At 74.1% G+C, this 18,869-nt stretch carries 18 protein-coding genes; 10 read left to right on the top strand and 8 right to left on the bottom strand.

From position 1 onward, the window contains the following. The 3 genes from ABTY40_RS05375 to ABTY40_RS05385 form a co-directional block, all read right to left on the bottom strand. The gene (locus ABTY40_RS05375) at window positions 1–1,566 is read right to left on the bottom strand and encodes an oxidoreductase (RefSeq protein ID WP_352058273.1); all 1,566 of its coding nucleotides are present in this window, start codon (window positions 1,564–1,566) and stop codon (window positions 1–3) included. An 87-nt stretch (window positions 1,567–1,653) separates the two neighbouring features. Continuing rightward, the gene (locus tag ABTY40_RS05380) at window positions 1,654–2,487 is read right to left on the bottom strand and encodes a DUF6042 family protein (RefSeq protein ID WP_352058274.1); all 834 of its coding nucleotides are present in this window, start codon (window positions 2,485–2,487) and stop codon (window positions 1,654–1,656) included. Between the two features lie 128 nt (window positions 2,488–2,615). Continuing rightward, complete coding sequence (locus ABTY40_RS05385; RefSeq protein ID WP_352058275.1) at window positions 2,616–4,094, bottom strand: glutamate-cysteine ligase family protein; 1,479 nt, start codon at window positions 4,092–4,094, stop codon at window positions 2,616–2,618. 185 nt (window positions 4,095–4,279) lie between these two features. On the opposite strand from ABTY40_RS05385, the gene ABTY40_RS05390 reads away from it, so the two are divergent. After that, the gene (locus ABTY40_RS05390; protein ID WP_352058276.1) at window positions 4,280–5,074 is read left to right on the top strand and encodes a VOC family protein; all 795 of its coding nucleotides are present in this window, start codon (window positions 4,280–4,282) and stop codon (window positions 5,072–5,074) included. 300 nt (window positions 5,075–5,374) lie between these two features. On the opposite strand, the gene ABTY40_RS05395 is transcribed toward ABTY40_RS05390, so the two are convergent. Then, window positions 5,375–6,586, bottom strand: coding sequence for a S8 family peptidase (locus ABTY40_RS05395; protein WP_352058277.1), 1,212 nt, complete (start codon window positions 6,584–6,586; stop codon window positions 5,375–5,377). Window positions 6,587–6,907: 321 nt separating this feature from the next. Between ABTY40_RS05395 and ABTY40_RS05400 the strand changes: the two genes are divergently transcribed. The 7 genes from ABTY40_RS05400 (at window position 6,908) to ABTY40_RS05430 (ending at window position 13,238) form a co-directional block, all read left to right on the top strand. Next, a complete protein-coding gene (locus tag ABTY40_RS05400; RefSeq protein ID WP_352058278.1) occupies window positions 6,908–8,719 on the top strand; it encodes a sensor histidine kinase in 1,812 nt (603 codons plus the stop codon). Continuing rightward, window positions 8,716–9,117, top strand: a complete 402-nt coding sequence (locus ABTY40_RS05405; protein WP_309055242.1) for a roadblock/LC7 domain-containing protein — start codon at window positions 8,716–8,718, stop codon at window positions 9,115–9,117. Before ABTY40_RS05400 ends, ABTY40_RS05405 begins: the two co-directional genes overlap by 4 nt. Then, the gene (locus tag ABTY40_RS05410) at window positions 9,114–9,470 is read left to right on the top strand and encodes a DUF742 domain-containing protein (RefSeq protein ID WP_352058279.1); all 357 of its coding nucleotides are present in this window, start codon (window positions 9,114–9,116) and stop codon (window positions 9,468–9,470) included. Before ABTY40_RS05405 ends, ABTY40_RS05410 begins: the two co-directional genes overlap by 4 nt. After that, window positions 9,451–10,086, top strand: coding sequence for a GTP-binding protein (locus ABTY40_RS05415; protein ID WP_352058280.1), 636 nt, complete (start codon window positions 9,451–9,453; stop codon window positions 10,084–10,086). The genes ABTY40_RS05410 and ABTY40_RS05415 overlap by 20 nt, the downstream gene beginning before the upstream one ends. Then, window positions 10,083–11,312: a cytochrome P450 gene (locus tag ABTY40_RS05420; protein ID WP_352058281.1), complete on the top strand. Its 1,230-nt coding sequence runs from the start codon at window positions 10,083–10,085 to the stop codon at window positions 11,310–11,312. Before ABTY40_RS05415 ends, ABTY40_RS05420 begins: the two co-directional genes overlap by 4 nt. 68 nt (window positions 11,313–11,380) lie before the next feature. After that, window positions 11,381–12,583 carry a cytochrome P450 family protein gene (locus tag ABTY40_RS05425; RefSeq protein ID WP_352058545.1) on the top strand — a complete coding sequence of 401 codons (1,203 nt, stop codon included), beginning with the start codon at window positions 11,381–11,383 and terminating at the stop codon, window positions 12,581–12,583. Window positions 12,584–12,782: 199 nt separating this feature from the next. Next, a complete protein-coding gene (locus ABTY40_RS05430; protein ID WP_352058282.1) occupies window positions 12,783–13,238 on the top strand; it encodes a DUF6098 family protein in 456 nt (151 codons plus the stop codon). A 59-nt stretch (window positions 13,239–13,297) separates the two neighbouring features. On the opposite strand, the gene ABTY40_RS05435 is transcribed toward ABTY40_RS05430, so the two are convergent. Together ABTY40_RS05435 and mgrA are read right to left on the bottom strand one after the other, a co-directional pair. Then, a complete protein-coding gene (locus tag ABTY40_RS05435) occupies window positions 13,298–14,452 on the bottom strand; it encodes a S1 family peptidase (RefSeq protein ID WP_352058283.1) in 1,155 nt (384 codons plus the stop codon). Window positions 14,453–14,662: 210 nt separating this feature from the next. Further along, the gene (mgrA, locus tag ABTY40_RS05440) at window positions 14,663–15,655 is read right to left on the bottom strand and encodes an L-glyceraldehyde 3-phosphate reductase (RefSeq protein WP_352058546.1); all 993 of its coding nucleotides are present in this window, start codon (window positions 15,653–15,655) and stop codon (window positions 14,663–14,665) included. 154 nt (window positions 15,656–15,809) lie between these two features. On the opposite strand from mgrA, the gene ABTY40_RS05445 reads away from it, so the two are divergent. Further along, the gene (locus ABTY40_RS05445; protein WP_352058284.1) at window positions 15,810–16,685 is read left to right on the top strand and encodes a LysR family transcriptional regulator; all 876 of its coding nucleotides are present in this window, start codon (window positions 15,810–15,812) and stop codon (window positions 16,683–16,685) included. Between the two features lie 111 nt (window positions 16,686–16,796). Then, window positions 16,797–17,588 carry a uracil-DNA glycosylase gene (locus tag ABTY40_RS05450; RefSeq protein ID WP_352058285.1) on the top strand — a complete coding sequence of 264 codons (792 nt, stop codon included), beginning with the start codon at window positions 16,797–16,799 and terminating at the stop codon, window positions 17,586–17,588. 99 nt (window positions 17,589–17,687) lie between these two features. Here the strand turns inward: ABTY40_RS05450 and ABTY40_RS05455 are convergent, their stop codons facing one another. Together ABTY40_RS05455 and ABTY40_RS05460 are read right to left on the bottom strand one after the other, a co-directional pair. Beyond that, entirely contained in the window at window positions 17,688–18,410 is a 723-nt protein-coding gene (locus ABTY40_RS05455) for an SDR family oxidoreductase (protein ID WP_352058286.1), read from the bottom strand. Between the two features lie 62 nt (window positions 18,411–18,472). Continuing rightward, complete coding sequence (locus ABTY40_RS05460; RefSeq protein ID WP_352058287.1) at window positions 18,473–18,865, bottom strand: 5-carboxymethyl-2-hydroxymuconate Delta-isomerase; 393 nt, start codon at window positions 18,863–18,865, stop codon at window positions 18,473–18,475. Window positions 18,866–18,869 lie beyond the last annotated feature (4 nt).

Here is an 18,869-nt window from a genome sequence, read left to right on the forward strand (position 1 = left end):
CTAGTTCCTCTGCAGGGTGCGCGTGACGCCGGCGATGACGGCGGTCGTGAGGACCCAGCCGAGGGCGATCAGGAGGTAGGCCAGTCCCTGGAGGGCGTCGTCGGTCCAGTACCAGGCCGTGCGCTGGCCCAGGCCGCCGATGGGGACCAGGAGGTCGAGGGTGTAGACGAGGGGCTGGAACGGGACCCCTTCGCCCGGTTTGACCGGCTTGGGGGTTGCCGTACGGAAGGACAGGGTGCCCAGCAGCGTCAGCGCGAGGAGCCAGACACCGGCCAGCCAGGGGCGGTAGCCGTAGCCGACGGTCACGTCGAGGAGGTGGCCCCACGCGCGCGACGCCGGCGGGAGGGTACGGCGGCGGTGGCGCTGCTTGGCGAGCAGGACGCGGCGGGCGTCGTCGTCGTGGCCGGCCTTGCGGTACCAGGCCGCGACCTGCTCGTACGGCTGCGGGTTGTAGCCGGGGCTGCTGCGTATCCAGGCCAGGCGGCGGGCCACCGATCCGCGGCCTCCCACGGCCTCGTGGCGTTCTCCGTCCGTGTCCGCCGTCATGACGGAGCCGTAGACGAGGCCGTCCAGCCGCACCCGGTCCGGCCAGCTGTGCTCGTTCTCGTGGAGGTACGCGACCTGGGCGCCCCGCAGGTCGAGGGCGCCGGCCGGAGGCCGGGCGAGAGTCAGGTCGAGGTCGACGGCCTGCAGGTGCGTGGCGACGAGGGCCGGGGAGTCCCCCTGGTCCCCGTGCGGGCCGTTCAGGACGGCGCCGGCGAAGGTGACGTCGTCCGTGACCTGGGCCCCGCGGAGCCGTACCGTGCCGTTCGCGGTGAACCCCTCGGAAAGTTTGAGGGAGGAGGCCCGGGCGTTGTCGAGGACGAGGGCCACTCCGCGTGGGCCACCACCCTCGAGCCGGGCACCCTGCATGGCGAGAGTGCCCGGCAACTGGGCTCCCAGGAGACGGACTTCACCTTGGGCGACGAACCCGTTGCGGCAGAAGACGCCTCCTTCCATGGCCAGGCCACCGGCCGACAGAGCCCAGCCGCCGGGTGCGAGCAGGCGGGCCCCGTTGAGGAGCAGGGCACCGGACACGCGTGCGTCGGTGAGCGCCAGGGCGGTGGGCGCGCGGTTGAAGGGGGTGGGGGCGCCGCCCTCCACGACGGCGTGCCGCAGGGAGAAGTTGCCTTCGACACGGGCCGAATCGGCCTCCACGCCGGGTATCCGGCTGCCGGCGAACACAAGGGTCCGGGTCGACGCGCCGAGGAGATTCACCGGTTCGTCGAACCAGCAGTTCTCCAGCCAGAGGGCATGGGTCAGTTCCGCGCCGGCCAGATCGAGGCGGCCGGATATCCGGGCCCCGGTGAGCCGGAGGCGCGCCACCACACCCGGCTGCCCGTTGTGGGCGCCCAGCAGCAGGGCGGCGATCACCGCCGCCCGTACGGTCCGCTCCCTCCCCCACTGCCCGCCGTCGGAGATCCGGTCCTCCTCGGGCGTCCCCGTCCGCAGGTCCACCCGCCGGCCCTCGGGGAACGCGTCCCACAGTGCACGCTCGGGCGCCGTCAACTCGTCGTAGGAATACACCCGTGCAGCGTAGGGATCTTCTTCCGGCCGCGCACCGCCCCGTCGGCGACGTGGGGTCCGCCGAGGACGTCCTCTCGGCCGGGCACGTCAGGCCCGGTGCACGAAGACGCGGTGGGCGTGGAAGTGGTCCCAGTCCGGGACGAGGTGGAAGCGCTCGTGGGACGCGAGGTCGCCGGGTGTGGTGCCGACGCGGGGCAGGCCGCGTTCCAGGCGGGCGTCGCCGGTGTCGACGAGCCGCTGGAGTCCGCCGCGGACCTCGTCCTCGGTGAGGCCGAGCGCGCGGGCGAGGCGGTCGATGGAGGTGAAGACCTCGGCGGGGTGATCGAGACCGTCCGTGAGGTGGGCGACGAGGGCCCGCTCGGCCGGGGCCACCGCCTGGTCGTGCCGCAGCTCCCGGAGGCGGGCGCGCAGGCCGTCGGGCAGGGTGAGGACGTCCTCGGGGAGGGGCAGCCGTTTGGGCATGACCCAGACGCCGTCCTGGCGCGACGCGATGCCCAGGGCCGTCATGGTCTCGGCGAGGCCGCGCACCGTGGTGGGCAGGGGCAGGCCGGCGGGGCGGAGGGCCTCCTCGCAGGCGGCGCGCGACGCCTCGGCCTCGGCGCGGATCGCGGCCTCCTCCTCCTCGCCGTCCGCGCCGTCCTCGCCGAGCCCGTCGAGCTCGTGGGGCTCCATCCAGCGCACGGGAGCGTCGAGGCTCCCCCCGAGCCGGTCGAGCAGCCCGTCGGCGCCCACCTGCTCGGCCACCTCCTCCAAGGTGCCGCTGAGGCCCCGTCGTACGGCCGTGCTGAGGAAGAGGGCGAGCAGGAACGACTGGTGCTTCGGCAGAACGAAGATCCACCCGGACTCGAACCAGTCGGGGTGCATGAAGACGGCGGACGACAGGTCTTCCGTCGCTCCGGCGGTGGCGGCGTGTGCGGTCATGGTGAGCCCCTCCTGTGCTGTGCGCGGCGCGGCCGTCGGCGGCGGCGCGGTCGTCACCGTAGGACCGCTGAAGCATGCGTATGGCATATTCGGCCACGGTCCGCCCGAACGGGTGACGCGGGGCGCCGTCAGTCGACCGGCCAGGTGTGCACGGGGGCGTTCAGATGCATGAAGTCGATGTACTGGCGTGTCATGCGCCGCAGCGCCTCGTGCCGGTCCGCGTGGACGACGTCGTGCAGGTGGTGGAACATCTCCGCCTGCCACACGGCCCCGTTCCGGCCGGTGACGCACCGCTGCTCGATGATCCCGAGGAGCGGTTCCCGCCAGGCCGTGTCCATGCCGAGTCGTTCGAGGCCGCGGTGGGCGAGCGGCAGGAGGCGCCGCAGGACCAGTTCGGTCACCGGCACCTCGCCGGTGCCGGGCCAGTACAGCTCGGCGTCGATGCCGTGGCGCGCCGCGGCGTGCAGGTTGTCGGCCGCGGCGGCGAAGGACATCCGGGACCAGACGGGCCGGTCCTCCTCGGCGAGGGCGTGGACCAGACCGTAGTAGAAGGCGCCGTTGGACAGCACGTCGGCGACGGTGGGGCCGGCGGGCAGCACCCGGTTCTCCACCCGCAGGTGCGGGACGCCGTCGACCACCGCGTAGACGGGGCGGTTCCAGCGGTAGACGGTGCCGTTGTGGAGGGTGAGTTCGGCGAGGGCGGGGATCCGGCCGTCGTCGAGGGCGCGCCGGGGGTCCTCGTCGTCGCAGAGGGGCAGCAGGGCGGGGAAGTACCGCGTGTTCTCCTCGAAGAGATCGAAGACGCTGGTGATCCACCGCTCGCCGAACCAGACGCGGGGCCGCACCCCTTGCTCCTTGAACTCGTGCGGGCGGGTGTCCGTGGCCTGTTCGAACAGGGGCAGGCGCGTCTCGCGCCACAGTTCCCGGCCGAAGAGGAAGGGGGAGTTCGCGGCGAGGGCCACCTGGACGCCCGCCACGGCCTGGGCGGCGTTCCAGTGGGCCGCGAACTCCTCGGGCGCCACCTGGAGGTGGAACTGGGTGCTGGTGCAGGCCGCCTCGGGGGTGATCGTGTCCGCGTAGGTACGGAGCCGCTCCACACCGTCCACGGCGATCAGCAGGTCCTCGCCGCGGGCGGCGAAGATCTGCTCGTCGAGCAGGTGGTAGCGGGGGTTCTCGGAGAGCGCCGCGGCGCCCACGTCCTTCTGTTCCAGCGTCGGCAGGATGCCGATCATGACGAGGTGGGTGCCGAGGGCCGCGGCCTTCTCCTCGGCGTGGTCGAGGGCCGCCCGGATCTCGCCCTCCCAGGAGTCCGGGCCGCCCTCGGTGAGCCGCCGGGGCGGGATGTTGATCTCCAGGTTGAACCGTCCCAGCTCGCTGGACCAGGCGGGATCGGCGATGGCCTCCAGGACGTCGGCGCTCCGCATGGCGGGTTCGGCCCGGGAGTCCACCAGGTTCAGTTCGATCTCCAGGCCGACCTGCGGCCGCTCGGCGTCGAACCGTGACTCGCGCAGCATGCGTGCGAGGACGTCGAGGCACGCGTGGGTCTTGTCCCGGAACCGGCGACGGTCGTCCCGTGTGAACTCCCGCGCCGGGACGTCACGTCCCATTCGGCCCTCCCGGTGTCGTCGGCACGGACCTCTCCTCAGCGTGCCACTGCCCGCCCGCACCGACCAGCGCGGCGCCCTCGCCCACCCGGCCGCCCGTCGCCCCGGTGGACGCGGGTCGGCGGGCGGATGTCAGTGGCGGATGTCACGCTGGGTGCATCTACGGTCCACGGAAGGGAACCAACACCGTGATCACCACCGACTTCGCACCCGGTTCGCCCTGCTGGCTCGATCTGGGCGCGCCGGACGTCGCCGCGGCCGCGGCGTTCTACGGCGCCGTGCTCGGCTGGGACTACGAGGCCATGGGGGACGGGGAGGAGGAGGGCGGTGTGTTCCGGAAGGGCGGGAAGACCGTCGCCGGACTCGGCCGGCTCACCGAGGAAGGCGCCCGCTCCGCCTGGATGATCTACTTCACCGTCACCGACGCGGACGCCACCACCCGGGCCGTCGAGCAGGGCGGCGGCGCCGTCCGGGTGCGGCCGAGAGATCTCGGCGACTGGGGGCGCATGGCGCAGTTCAACGACCCGCTGGGCGGGCAGTTCGCGGTCTGGCAGCCGGGGACGAACAAGGGCGTCGAGCTGGTGGACGCGCCGGGCTCGCTCTCCTGGACCGAGCTGTACACGAGCGACGCGGCGGCCTCCAAGGAGTTCTACGGCACGGTCCTCGGCTGGCGGTTCGACGACGTGGAGCTGCCGGGCGGCGGGGGCACGTACTCCCTCGTCACCCCGGCGAGCCTGCCCGACGAGCGGATGCACGGCGGTGTGATGGAGCTTCCCAAGGAGCACCTCGTCCTGACCCACGGGCGGCCGTACTGGCACCCTGTCTTCGACGTGACGGACTGCGACGCCGCCGTCGCCCGGGTCACCGACCACGGGGGACGCCTGCAGATGGGCCCGGAGGACGCGGAGGGCGTCGGCCGGCTCGCCGTCTGCGTCGACCCGGCGGGCGCGGACTTCGTCCTGCTCACTCCGTCCGGGCGCTGAGGCCGGCGCAGACCCGCACGAGCTGACACGGCCCTCGCGTAGGACGCGGGACGGCCCGCCGTCGCCCTCGCACGGGGACGCGGGACGGCCCGCCGCGGCCCTCGCACGGGGACGCGGGACGGCCCGCCGCGGCCCTCGTGGGACCGCGGCGGGCCGTTGTGGCACGGAGCCGGCCGTCCGTCCGGTGCCGGTGGCGCCGTGCCGGCGGTGGGAGGCACGGTGCCCGCCGGTCGTACGGTGCGGTGGGCTCCGTCCGGGCCGTGCGGGTGCCGGGGGCACCGGTGCCGGTGGTGCGGGTGGTTACTCGACGATCTTCAGGAGCTTGTTGGCGGTGCCGGGGCTCGCGTTGCCGATCGTGCCGGCGATGGCTCCGCCGACGAGGGCCTCGGCGACCTGGGCCGGGGTGGCGTCCGGGTGGCCGGCGAGGTAGACGGCGGCGGCGCCGACGACGTGCGGGGTGGCCATCGACGTACCGGAGATGGTCTTGGTGCCGGTGTCGCTGTCGTTCCAGGTGGAGGTGATCTCCGAGCCGGGGGCGTACAGGTCCACGACGGAGCCGAAGTTGGAGAAGTCGGACTGCTGGTCGTCCTTGGTGGAGGAGGCCACGGTGATCGCCTCGGGCACGCGGGACGGGGAGCCCTGACCGGCGTCGGCGGACTCGTTGCCGGCGGCGACACCGAAGGTGACACCGGCGGCGATCGCCTTCTTCACCGCCTCGTCGAGGGCCGGGTCGGCGCTGCCGCCGAGACTCATGTTGGCGACGGAGGGCCCCTGGTGGTTGCGGGTGACCCAGTCGATGCCGGCGACGACCTGCTCGGTGGTGCCCGAGCCGTTGTCGTCCAGGACGCGCACGCCGACGATCTTCGCCTTCTTCGCGATGCCGTGGGTGGCTCCCGCGATGGTGCCGGCGACGTGGGTGCCGTGGCCGTTGCCGTCCTGGGCCGTGTTGTCGTTGTCGACGGCGTCGAAGCCGTCCGAGGCGCGGCCGCCGAAGTCCTGGTGGCTGACGCGGACACCGGTGTCGATGACGTACGCGGTGACCCCCTCACCGGCGTTGTCGGGGTAGGTGTACTTCCGGTCGCCCGCGGTGTCGGCCTGGTCGACGCGGTCGAGCCCCCACGACGGCGGGTTCTCCTGCGTGGCCTTGATGCTGAAGACGCGGTTCTGGACGACCTTGGCGACCGCCGGGTCGGCGGCGAGCCGCTTGGCCTCCGTCTCCGTCAGGTTGTTGACGGAGAAGCCGTTGACGCGCGAGTCGTAGCTGCGGCGCAGGGTGCCGCCGTACTCCTGGGCGAGCCGGCTCTTGCCGGCCTTGTCGGTGGTCTCGTCGAGCAGCACGACGTAGCTGCCGGCCACGGCGTTCGGGGCGCCGAGCCCGAACACGGTGCCCTCGGCGGGCGCGGGGGCCGCACCCGCGAACGGGCCGACGGCCACGGTCACTCCGGCCGCCGCGGCGATCGCGGTCGTAACGGCGATGGCGCGGAAACGGCGCGGACGCTTGTGAGTTGTCATCGAGAGGGGTCTCCTCATCAGGATTTGTGGGGGGTTGAACCACCGGGCGGAAGCGCTCCGGCGGCTTGTTCGAAACCCTGACTGATTGACGAGTGCAAATCAAAGGGTCTTCACAGGGCTATGACCTTTTCAGCAAGGTTTCTTGATAACCCGGCAGTCGGCGACGCCTTCAGCCCCGGTGCGCGATCAGAAAGTGTCGACGGAGCGCAGAAACACGCGCACCACTGAAGAGGGATCCGATCGGGAGAGTTCCGAACTGATCAAGGGCGCCTCTATAGTGCGAGCGCGAACCCTTACCAGTGCCCGCTCGAGAGTCGGTTGATGTCGGCGTCCTCCACCCCCTTCCGCCCTGCCCTGACCGCCTCTCTGCTGACGGCCGCCGCGGGAGGAGCCCTCGCGGCCGCGGCGGTGTCGGCCGCGCCGGCCGGGGTCCGCCCCGCGCTCGGCTGGTTCGCCGTCTGCGGCGTGGTCCTGCTGTCGGCCGCCGCCTTCGCCGTCACCTGGTACGGACGCACGGCACGCGCGCTCGCGAGGAAGGCCGAGCGGCTCACCGCGCAGGTCGCCTCCCAGGACGCGTACGCCGCCCAGCGGACCGCCGCCGCCGAGCGTGAGCTCGCCGCCCTGAAGGAACGTCACCAGGCGGAGAGCGCTGCCACGGCCGCCGCGCACACGGCACGGGTGGAGGACCTCCTCCGCTCCCACGAGGCCGAGCGGGAGCGGATCGCCGCCGACCTGGGAGCTGAGACCGAGCGGCTGCGGGACCGGCTCCGCCGGGCCGAGTCCGCCCGCTCCGCCGCCATGGCCGCCGCTGCGAACGCCGCCGGGCGCATGCAGGCGCTGGCCACGAGCATGATGGCCGACCTGCGCGAGATGGAGCACCGGCACGCCGACGAGGACGTCCTCACCGACCTGCTCCACCTCGACCACCGCACCGCGCAGGCGGGCCGGCTCGCCGACTCCGTCGCGGTGCTCACCGGCGCCCGGTCCGGACGGCGCTGGGCACGTCCCATCGTCATGGAGTCGATCCTGCGCGGCGCCATGGGCCGCATCGCCGGCTATCAGCGCGTACGGCTCCACTCGCACTGCGAGGCGGCGGTCGCCGGGCACGCGGCCGAGGGCGTCATGCACGCGCTGGCCGAACTCCTCGACAACGCGGCCAACTTCTCCCCGCCCACGGCCGAGGTGCACGTGTACGTGGAGGAGGTGCCGGCGGGCGTCGTCGTGACCGTCGAGGACAGCGGCCTGAGGATGAGCGACGTCCAGCTGCGCCGGGCGGAAGCCGCCGTCGGAGCGGCGGCGCAGGACCTGGCCGGTCTCTCGGGCACCCGCCTCGGCCTCCACGTGGTCGGCCGGCTGGCCCGCAAGCACCACCTCACCGTGTCGTTCCGCCCCTCGGCGCGCGGCGGCACCGGCGTCGTCCTGATGATCCCGCAGGAGCTCATCAGCCGCTCCCCCCGGTCCGCCGCCCCGGCGGGAGGACTCCCGCTGCCCGTGGCCGGCGCCGGCACGCGAGCCCTTCCCTCCCCCCGGGCCGCCGCTCCTGCGCCGGAGCCGGAGCCGGAGCTCGACGCCCCCGGGGACTCCCCCGCGACGCGCGCCGCCGACGGCCCGGGCGAGCCGGACCCGGCCGCGGCGGACGAGGTTCCCCTCCCCCGCCGCCGGCGCGGCCGGACACTCGCCGCACACCTCAAGCACGCCGAACCGTCCTCCGCCCCGGCCCGGGAGACGTCTCCCCGGCCCGGCGGGGCGGCCAGGACGTCGGCCCGTTTCGGTGGCTTCCACCGCGCCGTACGGGGAGCGGGCCCGGCCCCGGACGACGACCGTCCCGAGCCGGCCGCCGCCCCCGAGGCACCGGCCGTCCCACAGGTCCCGCAGGCCACAGCAGTCCCGCAGGCCCTGGGCGCGCCCTCCGCCTCTCGCACCGAGCAGCCCACGGGCGCCGCCCAAGCCCCGGAAGCCTCCGGCTCCCCCGCGGCTCCGGCCATCCCGGAGGCCACTTCGGCACCGTCCGGAACCTCCGCGCCCTCCGAGGCCCCCCAATCCTCCGTCTCCTCCGTTCCCCCCGCCACGACGGCCGCACCGACCACGCCGCCGTCCTCGAACCCCCCGTATCCGGAAGGCAGTCCCGCATGACCGGCACCACCACCGACGAGAAGCTGAGCTGGCTCCTGGAGGGGCTGCTGGAACGCACCCCGGGGACCCGGCACGCCCTGGTGCTCTCCCGCGACGGCCTCAAGCTCTGCCGTACGCCCGGGCTCTCCGTCGACCAGGCCGACCAGCTCGCCGCCATCGCCGCCGGCATCCAGAGCCTCTCGCACGGCGCCTCCGTCGAGTTCGGCGACGGCACGGGCGGCGTGCGGTCCGCCATGGCCGAGTTCTACGGCGGCATCCTCTTCATCGTGGAGGCCGGCGAAGGCGCCCACCTCGCCCTGATCGCGGACGAGGACGCCGACGCCGGGCTCGTCGGGCACAACATGACCGAGCTGGTCGAGCAGCTGGGCGAGCACCTCGTCGCGAGGCCCCGGGGATGAGCCGCGTCAGGCCGGGTCGCGACGAGTCCCCCGACCGGCTCTACACCCTGACCGGAGGCCGCACCCGCGCCGGCTCCACCGCGTTCGACCTGGTGACACTGATCGTCGCCGAGAGCGACCCGGCCCCCGGCATGCAGTCCGAGCACGCCGCGATCCTGCGCATGTGCCGCTACCCCACGGCCGTGGTGGAGGTGGCGGCGGGCCTCGGGCTGCCCGTCTCGATCACCCGCATCCTCCTGGCCGACCTGCACGACACGGGCCGGATCAGCGCACGGCACCCGCGCCCCGCCCCGTACCGCCTTCCCGATCACGACATCCTGGAGCAGGTGCTCGTTGGACTCCGAAACCTCTGAAAAGCGGCAGCGGCCGCGGCAGGACCGGCACCTCAGCAGCACCGCCGACAACGGGCTGAAGATCGTCGTCACCGGCGGCTTCGGTGTCGGCAAGACGACGATGGTCCGGTCGGTCAGCGAGATCCGCCCGCTGAACACCGAGGAGACCATGTCGGAGGCGGGCGAGCACGTCGACGACACCGCCGGCGTCGCCGCCAAGACGGCCACGACCGTCGCCTTCGACTTCGGCCGGATCTCGCTCGACGCGCACAACGTCCTCTACCTGTTCGGCGCGCCGGGCCAGGAACGGTTCTGGTTCCTGTGGGACCGGCTGTTCTCCGGGACGCTCGGCGCCGTCGTCCTCGTCGACCCACGGCGGCTCGCCGACTCCTGGTACGCGGTGGACCGCCTGGAACACCACGGCACCCCGTTCGTCGTCGCCTGCAACGACTTCGGCGGGCCCGCGCACACCGCCGCCCAGATCCGCGAGGCCCTCGACCTCGCCGACGAGGTCCCCCTGGTCTTCTGCGACGCCCGGTCGCGCGAGTCCAGCAAGCAGGTCCTGATCTCCCTGGTCGAGCACCTGCGGACCGTCGTCGCCTCGGAACCACAGCCGATCCCGGAGCCCACCCCGTGACCCACCCCGCGTCCGCGCCCGTCCCGCTGAGCGGCCCCCGCTTCCACACCGAGCCGCTGGAGCTGTACCGGCGGATCCGGCGGGAGCACGGAGCCGTCGCTCCCGTCCTGCTCGACGGTGACGTCCCCGCCTGGCTGGTCCTGGGCTACCGCGAACTGCACCAGGTCACCAGCGACCCGGTCCTCTTCTCGCGCGACTCCGACCTGTGGAACCAGTGGGACGCCATCCCGGCGGACTGGCCGCTGCTGCCCATGATCGGCCGCAAGCAGCCGTCGATCCTCTACACCGTCGGCGAGCGGCACCGCGAGCGGGCCGGGGTCGTCTCCGGCGCCCTGGAGGCCGTCGACCCCTTCGTGCTGCGGCAGCTCGCCGAGCGGTACGCGGACGAGCTCATCGACGCGCTGTGCGGCAAGGGGGCCTGCGACCTCGTCGCCGAGTACGCCATGCTCCTGCCGGTCCGTGTCCTCGCCGCCCTCTACGGCTTCGCCGACGAGCAGGGCCCGGGCCTGGTCACCGCCATGAACGACATGATCAACGGCGGTGCGGGCGCCCTCGACGGCCAGCGCCACCTCGCGGAGTCGATGGGCGCGCTGCTCGCCGCCAAGGCAGCGCGCCCCGGCGACGACGTCGCCTCGCGGATGCTGGGCAACACGGCCGGCTTCACCGTCGAGGAGGTCGCCCAGGACCTCATGGTCATGATGGCCGCCGGCCACCAGCCCACCGCCGACTGGATCGGCAACTCGCTGCGCCTGATGCTCACCGACGACCGGTTCGCCGCCTCCCTCTCCGGCGGCCGGCACAGCGTCGGCGAGGCGATGAACGAGGTCCTGTGGGAGGACACGCCGACGCAGAACGTCGCCGGCCGGTGGGCGTCGCGCGACACCCACCTCGGCGGACGCCGGATCGAACAGGGCGACCTGCTGCTGCTCGGCCTGGCCGCCGCCAACGCCGATCCGCACGTACGCGCCGACGCCGGGGCCTTCACCGGCGGCAACAACGCCCACCTCTCCTTCGGCCACGGCGAGCACCGCTGCCCGTTCCCCGCGCAGGAGGTCGCCGAGACCATCGCCCGCACCGGCATCGAGGTGCTGCTCGACCGGCTGCCGGACGTGGACCTCGCCGTGCCGGAGGACAGTCTGACCCGGCGGCCCTCGCCCTGGCTGCGGGGCCTGACCGCGCTGCCCGTGACGTACACCCCGACCCCGGCCCTGGGAGGCCTCTCGTGAGCTGTCCGTTCGACCACACCGCCGCGTCCGGTGCCGCAGGCGGCGCCGGTGACCTCGGCGAGACCGACGTGATCACGCTGGACCCGTTCGTGTCGGACCTCGACGGCGAGAGCGCCCGGCTGCGCGCGGCCGGCCCGCTGGCGCGGGTCGTGCTGCCCGGCGGGGTGCCCTGCTTCGCCGTCACCCGCCACGCCGAGGCGCGCACGCTCCTCACCGACGCGCGCCTGGTCAAGGACATCGAGGTGTGGGGCGCGTGGCGGCGCGGCGAGATATCGCAGGACTGGCCGCTGATCGGGCTCGCGAACCCCGGCCGGTCGATGCTGACCGTGGACGGCGAGGAGCACCGGCGGTTGCGCACCCTGGTCGCGCAGGCGCTGACCGCGCGCCGGGTGGAGCGGCTGCGCGCCCGTATCGAGGCCCTGACGGACGGCATGCTGGACCGGCTGGCCGGGCGGCCGGCGGGCGAGGTCGTGGACCTGAAGGCGGAGTTCGCCTACCCGTTGCCGATGAACGTGATCGGCGAGCTGATGGGTGTGGACGCGGCGGACCATCCCCGGATGAAGTCGCTGTTCGACAAGTTCTTCTCCACGCAGACGCCGCCCGAGGAGGTGCCGGCGATGATGGCGGACCTGGGCGCCCTGTTCGCGGGGATCGTCGCGGCGAAGAAGGAGCGTCCCGGCGACGACCTCACCAGCGCGCTGATCGAGGCCTCGGAGGACGGCGACCGGCTCACCACGGAGGAGATCACCAACACCCTCCAGCTGATGGTGGCGGCGGGCCACGAGACGACCATCAGCCTGATCGTGAACGCCGTCGTCGCCCTGGAGACCCACCCCGAGCAGCGGGCCCTGGTGCTCAAGGGCGAGGTGCCGTGGGAGAACGTGATCGAGGAGACCCTGCGCTGGTCGACGCCGACCTCGCACGTCCTGTTCCGGTTCGCCCGGGAGGACGTCCAGGTCGGGGACCGGGTGCTGCCGGAGGGCGAGGCGCTGATCGTGTCGTACGGCGCGATCGGCCGGGACGAGGCGCAGCACGGTCCGACGGCGGGCGACTTCGACGTCACCCGCAGCCCGAACCGCCACATCTCCTTCGGGCACGGCCCGCACGTGTGCCCCGGCGCGGCCCTGTCGCGGCTGGAGGCCTCGGTGGCGCTGCCGGCCCTGTACGCCCGCTTCCCGGAGCTCCGGCTGGCGGTGCCGCGCGAGGAGCTGCGGAACAAGCCGGTCGTCACGCAGAACGACCTGTTCGACCTGCCGGTGGTCCTCGCCTGAGCAGGGAGCGGTGCCGGGGAGCCGTGACCGTGAACCGGTGAGCAGTGAGCAGTGAGCAGCTAGCAGTGAGCAGTGAGCGGCGGCGTACGCGGTGACCGGGGAGCCCTACGCCGCCGGAGCAGGGGTTTTTCGGCCCGGCCGCGAGCCGGGTCACGCGACCGGGCCGAGTGGAGCGGGCCGGACCGGGTAGTCGCCGCTCATGCACCGGACGCCCGATCATCTGGACGCGATGCCCACCATCGCCACACTGGACGAGCTGACCGACCTGATCGCCTCACGGCGCCATCTGTACGTGCGGTGGTCGCTGGGCCCGTACGTGGATCTCGCGGGGCCGACGAGCCGGGACGGACTGACCGGCGTCGAGCTGCCGGGCCTCTCCGCGAATCCCCTGGACGTCGAGGAGTGGTGGGGCGACCACTCACTGCGGACGTGGGCGGCGCGGCGGCTGTACGACTACTCGCACCTCCCCCGGATCAGGGACGGCGTGGTCCGGCCCTGGCTCCTGCACGGGCGGGAGGCCGCCCGGGGCCCGGACAACGAGCCCCTCGTCCGTGACGTGCGGCCGCTCGGCTGGATCGCACCGGAGGTCATCGAGCAGGCCGAGGAGGAGATCGCCCGGCAGGTGGGGGCGTGGGGGCCGCTCGACCGGCACTAGGGCCTGTCTTTCGGACACGGCCCGCCCAGGGCACGGCACGGGTCCGGACCGGCCGGGCGTCAGGCGGTGTGGAGGCGCAGACCGTAGCGGTTGAGGATCTCGTTCACCGGCTGGAACCAGGTCTCGCCGCCGGAGGAGCAGTTGCCCCATCCGCCGGAGGTGACGCCCTGCGCCTGATCACCGCTGAGGAACGACCCGCCGGAGTCGCCGCCCTCGGCGCACACGCTGGTCTTCGTCATCTGGTGCACCGCGCCCTGGCTGTAGTTCACGGTCTCGTTCTTGGCGAGCACCCTGCCGCAGTGCCAGCGCGTCGTGGAGCCGGACCGGCAGATCGAGGCGCCGACGGGCGCCTCGGCCGACCCGCGTATGAGCTGGTCGGGGACGGTGCCCCAGCCGAGGACCACCGGCACGGTCCACCAGCCGCTGTGGATGCCGACGTAGGCGTAGTCGTCGCCCGGGAACGAGGAGCCGTGGAAGGTGCCCATGGCGGAGCCGTCCCAGCCGCGCACGGCCGCTCCGGCGCGGCCGCAGTGGCCCGCCGTCACGAAGCCGCCGTGGACGGAGAAGCCGATGGAGCAGCGGACGTTGCCGGTGTAGTACGGGTCCCCGCCGACGGTGCCCGCGGCGTACGTGCGCGGCGCCTCGGCCGTCTCGGCGACCGTGACGGGGCCGCCGGCCCGGGCGCGGTCGACGAAGGCGCGGACGGCGGGCTCGTCCCGCTCGGCCCGCACGACCGTGACGACGACGCTGTTGGCGCGGGGGTCGACGTGCCAGCCGGCCACGCCCGACGGCGCGTCCAGCGCGTCGATCCGGGCCTTGGCGCGGTCGAGCGCGGCGGCGCTGTGCCGGACCAGCCGGGTGTCGGCGCCCAGGGCCCTGACCTCGGCCTCCTCGGCACGGTCCGTCACCGCGACGACGAGCCGGCCGGTGGCCGGGTCGAACCAGGAGCCCGCGAACGCGGACCCGGCCGCCTCCCGGGCGGGCCTCTCCACGGCCGTCGCGGCCTTCTCCGCCCGGAGCCGGTCCTCGGCCTCGGCGGCGGTCAGTCCGAGGTCGCGCCGCATGGCGTCGAGCAGTCCGGCGGAGGCCGAGGGCGCGGCGGCGACCCGCTCCGGGGCCACAGCGGCCTGTGCGCCGCTCGCGTGGGCGGCGCTCCATCCGGTCGTCAGGAGCAGTGCGGCGAGGGCGGTGCGCAGGGCGGCGGGGCGTTTCACGAGACCTCCAGGTGAGGGAGTCGAGTGCCGAGAGAAGGCTGAGAGCGCTCTCAGTCAGCGTTCGACGGTCACGCTAGCGGCCCTGCATTGTCAGGTCCATACCAGAAACCGGCCGCGTTCCCCTTCCGATGGACGGCCGTTCGCCCGGTTGCGGCGGGGCTGGGGCCCGGCCGCCTCCCGGGCCCCGGGCCGCCGCGCCGGCCCGCAGCGTCAGGGGCGTACGAGGGCGTCGACGCGGGCCAGTTCCCCGGCGTCGAAGTCGAGGTTCCGTACGGCTGCCGCGCACTCCTCCAGCTGCTGCGGGCGGCTGGCGCCGACCAGGGCGGAGGTGACGCGGCCCTCGCGCAGCACCCAGGCGAGGGCCATCTGGGCGAGGCTCTGGCCCCGGGCGGCGGCGAGCTCGTTCAGGCCGCGCAACCGGGCCACGAGGTCCTCGGTGACGGCCTCCCGGTTCAGGAAGGGGCTGTCGCTCGCGGCCCGCGAGTCCTCGGGGATGCCGTCCAGGTAGCGCCCGGTGAGCAGGCCCTGCTCCAGCGGGGAGTAGGCGACGGAGCCGATCCGCAGCTCGTCGAGGGCGTCGAGCAGGCCCTCGTCCTCGGGGCGCCGGTCGAGCAGGGAGTAGCGGGGCTGGTGGACGGTGAGCGGGGTGCCGAGGCCGGCGAGGATGCGGGCGGCCTCGCGGGTCTGCTCGGCCGGGTAGTTGGAGACGCCGACGTAGAGCGCCTTGCCCTGCTGGACGGCGGTGTGCAGGGCGCCCATCGTCTCTTCGAGCGGGGTGTCGGGGTCGTAGCGGTGCGAGTAGAAGATGTCGACGTGGTCGAGGCCGAGCCGCCGCAGGCTCTGGTCCAGCGACGACAGGAGGTACTTGCGGGAGCCCCACTCGCCGTACGGCCCGGGCCACATCAGGTAGCCGGCCTTGGTGGAGATCACGAGTTCGTCGCGGTACGGCGCGAAGTCGGTCCCGAGGAAGCCGCCGAGCGCGGTCTCGGCGGCGCCGGGCGGCGGGCCGTAGTTGTTGGCGAGGTCGAAGTGGGTGATCCCGAGGTCGAAGGCGCGGCGCAGGACGGCGCGCTGGAGGTCGGCCGGGCGGTCGGGGCCGAAGTTGTGCCAGAGGCCGAGGGAGAGGGCGGGGAGCTTCAGGCCGCTGCCGCCGGTGCGGCGGTACGGGAGGTCGGCGTAGCGCTCGGGGTGTGCGGTGTACAACACGGCTCCACGGGGGTGAGGGGGTGGAAGACACGGGGCCGCGCACGGAGGCCGGGCCCGGGATCCAATCTGCCGTGGGCTGCGGGGATCGGTCCAACAGGAGAATCCGATGGGATTCAGTGCCCGTCGTTCTCAATCGCCTAGGCTGTGGCCCGTGGAACTGCGCCATCTCCAGCATTTCGTCGCCGTCGCCGAGGAGCGGCACTTCACCCGTGCGGCGGAACGGCTCCTGGTGTCCCAGTCGGGTCTGTCGGCCTCGATCCGGGCCCTGGAGCGGGAGCTGCGGGCGCCGCTGTTCGTGCGCAGCACCCGCCGGGTGACGCTGACGGAGGCGGGGCGCGCGCTGCTCGTGGAGGCGGAGCGCGTCCTGGCGCAGGTGCGGGCGGCGCAGGAGGCGGTGGCCGCGGTGCAGGGGGTCCTGCGCGGCACGCTCGCCCTCGGCACCGAGCAGTGCATCGCGGGGGTGCCGGTGGCGGGGCTGCTCGCCGCGTTCCGGCGGCGCCATCCGGACGTGGAGATCCGGCTGCGGCAGGAGGGCTCCGCGGCCCTGGCCGAGGAGGTCGCGGCGGGGCGGCTGGACCTGGCGTTCGCCTACCGTGCGGGGGCCGCGTCGGAGCAGGTGCGGGCGGTGCCGCTGGCGGCCGAGCCGATGACCCTGCTGTGCCACCCCGACCATCCGTTCGTCGCGGCGGACGCGGAGTTGTCGCCGCCGGACCTCGCCGGTGAGGTGTTCGTGGACTTCCATCCCGGGTGGGGGCCGCGCCGGGCCACGGACGCCGCGTTCGCCGCCGCGGGGGTACGCCGCTCGGTGGCCCTGGAGGTGAACGACGTGCACAGTCTGCTGGACCTGGTGGACGAGAACCTGGGGGTGGCCGCCGTGCCGGCGCACTTCCGGCACAAGCGGCCCTCGCTGCGCGCCCTGCCGCTCCGGGGGACGGCCGGGGCGGTCTACGAGACGGTGGCGCTGTTGCCGTCCCCGGAGGCGACGAGCCCCGCGGCCCGCGCCCTGATGGGCCTGCTGCAGCGCTGAGGGCGCCCCGGTGGGGCCGCGTTGTGCGGGGCGGTGGTGACCTCGTACAACTGGAGGGACGGGCGCGCCGGTCACGGGCGCCCGCCGACGATCCGCGAAAGCAGGCCGCGCATGTCCTCCGCCGTTCCCGGTCCCGCCCGGCAGGCCCCCGAGGCCGCGACGCTCACGGATCTGGACGGGCGGCTGGTGGAGTGCCGGGCCTGTCCCCGGCTCGTGGCCTGGCGGGGGGAGACCGCCGCCGTCAAGCGGGCGGCCTTCCGCGACTGGACGTACTGGGGGCGTCCGGTGCCCGGTTTCGGTCCGCCGGACGCGTCCCTGCTCGTCGTGGGGCTCGCGCCGGCCGCGCACGGCGGGAACCGGACCGGCCGGATGTTCACCGGGGACCGGGCCGGGGACGTGCTGTTCGCGACCCTGAGCGAGCTGGGGCTCGCGTCGCGGGGGACGGTGACGGACCGGGACGACGGTCTGGAGCTGTACGGGGTGCGGCTGACGTCGCCGGTGCACTGCGCCCCTCCGGCGAACCGGCCCACCCCCGGCGAGCGGGACACCTGCCGTCCGTGGCTGGCCCGCGAACTGGAGCTGTTGCGGCCCACCCTGCGCTCCGTCGTCGTCCTCGGCGGCTTCGGCTGGCAGGCGGCCCTGCCGGCCCTGGGCGCGGCGGGATGGCCGGTGCCCCGGCCCCGGCCGGTGTTCGGCCACGGCACGCGGACAACCCTGGCGCCGGCGGACGGGCGGGGTGCGCCGCTGCACCTGTTCGGCTGCTACCACGTGAGCCAGCGCAACGTGTTCACCGGCCGGCTGACCGTCGACATGCTCCGCGAGGTGCTGGCCGAGGCGGCGGAGGCGGCGGGCCTGGGTACGGCCGAGGAGCGGCGGGGTCGTCCGGCGCGCGGTCCTGCCTGACCGGGCGCCCGGCGGCTCCACGGGGTGAGGGCCGGGCGGTTCCTGCGGGCCGGGCGCCCGGAGGTCCCGCGCGTCGGCCGTCCCGGCCGGCGGGTCGCGTCAGGCGATCATGCCGCCGCCGTCGACGTAGAGGGTCGTTCCGGTCGTGTACGCGTTCCCGGCGACGAACAGCACCGCCTCGGCGACGTCGTCCGGGTCGCCCACGCGCCGCACGGGCAGGCGGCCGGCCGCCGCCTCGTACATCCGCTCGCGGTCGGCGTCGTCCAGGCCCTCCCAGAGGGGGGTGCGCAGCAGGCCGGGCGAGACGGCGTTGACGCGCAGCGGCGCGTACTCCAGGGCCATGCCGCGGACCAGGGCTTCGAGGGCGGCGTTGATGGCGCTCTGCAGGGCGGAGGCCCGGCCGGGCCGTTGGGAGAGGTAGCCGGAGACCAGGGTGAGCGAGCCGGCGGGGGCGACGCGGACGGCGCGGGCGACGCGGTAGGCGCCCCAGAACTTGCTGTCCATGGCGGCGTAGGCGTCGGCGAGCGGCAGGGTGTCCACGCGGCCCATGGGGGTCTCGCCGGCGGTGACGACCACGTGGTCGAAGGTTCCGGCGGTGGCGGCGAAGCGTTCCACCTCGTCGTCGGAGCGGATGTCGAGGGGCAGTCCGGTGGCCTTGCCGCCGTCGGCGGTGAGCGTGGCGAGGGCGGCGTCGACCTTCCGGGCCGAGCGTGAGGCGACGACGGTTTCGGCGCCGCGGGCGGTGAACTCCCGCGCGGTGGCGAGTCCGACGCCGGAGGTGCCGCCGACGACGAGGACGCGCCGGCCGGTGAAGCTGCTCATGAGGGGTCTGCTCCTGTACGTGAGGGAAGGGCGTGGGTACGGGGAAGGGGGCGGGTGGCGGGTCAGGCCGCGCGGTGGCCGTCCCCGTCGTCCCCGGAGCGCGTCCGGGCGAAGCTCGGGCGGTCCAGTTCGGTGATCTGGACGGAGATGTCGCAGGCGGTTTCGCGCAGGGTGGCGGGGAAGGCGCGGGTGAGGACGTCCAGGGCGGCCCGGGTGATCGCCGCCCGGGTGTCGGGGGCTTTGCCGGCGAAGGTCCGTACGTCGAGGTTGACGAAGGACTGCTCGCGGGTGCCGTCGCCGATGAAGAACCGGTCCATGCGGACGGCGCGGCTCTTGAAGTCCTGGAGGCGGAAGCCTCCCGCCCGGGCGAGGACGGGGTGGAGTTCGGCGAAGAGGACGGCGGGGTCCACGCGGTCGCGGGCGTTGCCGGAGTATTCGAGGACGAGGTGGGGCACGGGG

Source organism: Streptomyces sp. NPDC126503 (assembly GCF_040302405.1).
GTDB classification, from domain to species: Bacteria; Actinomycetota; Actinomycetes; order Streptomycetales; family Streptomycetaceae; genus Streptomyces; species Streptomyces gulbargensis.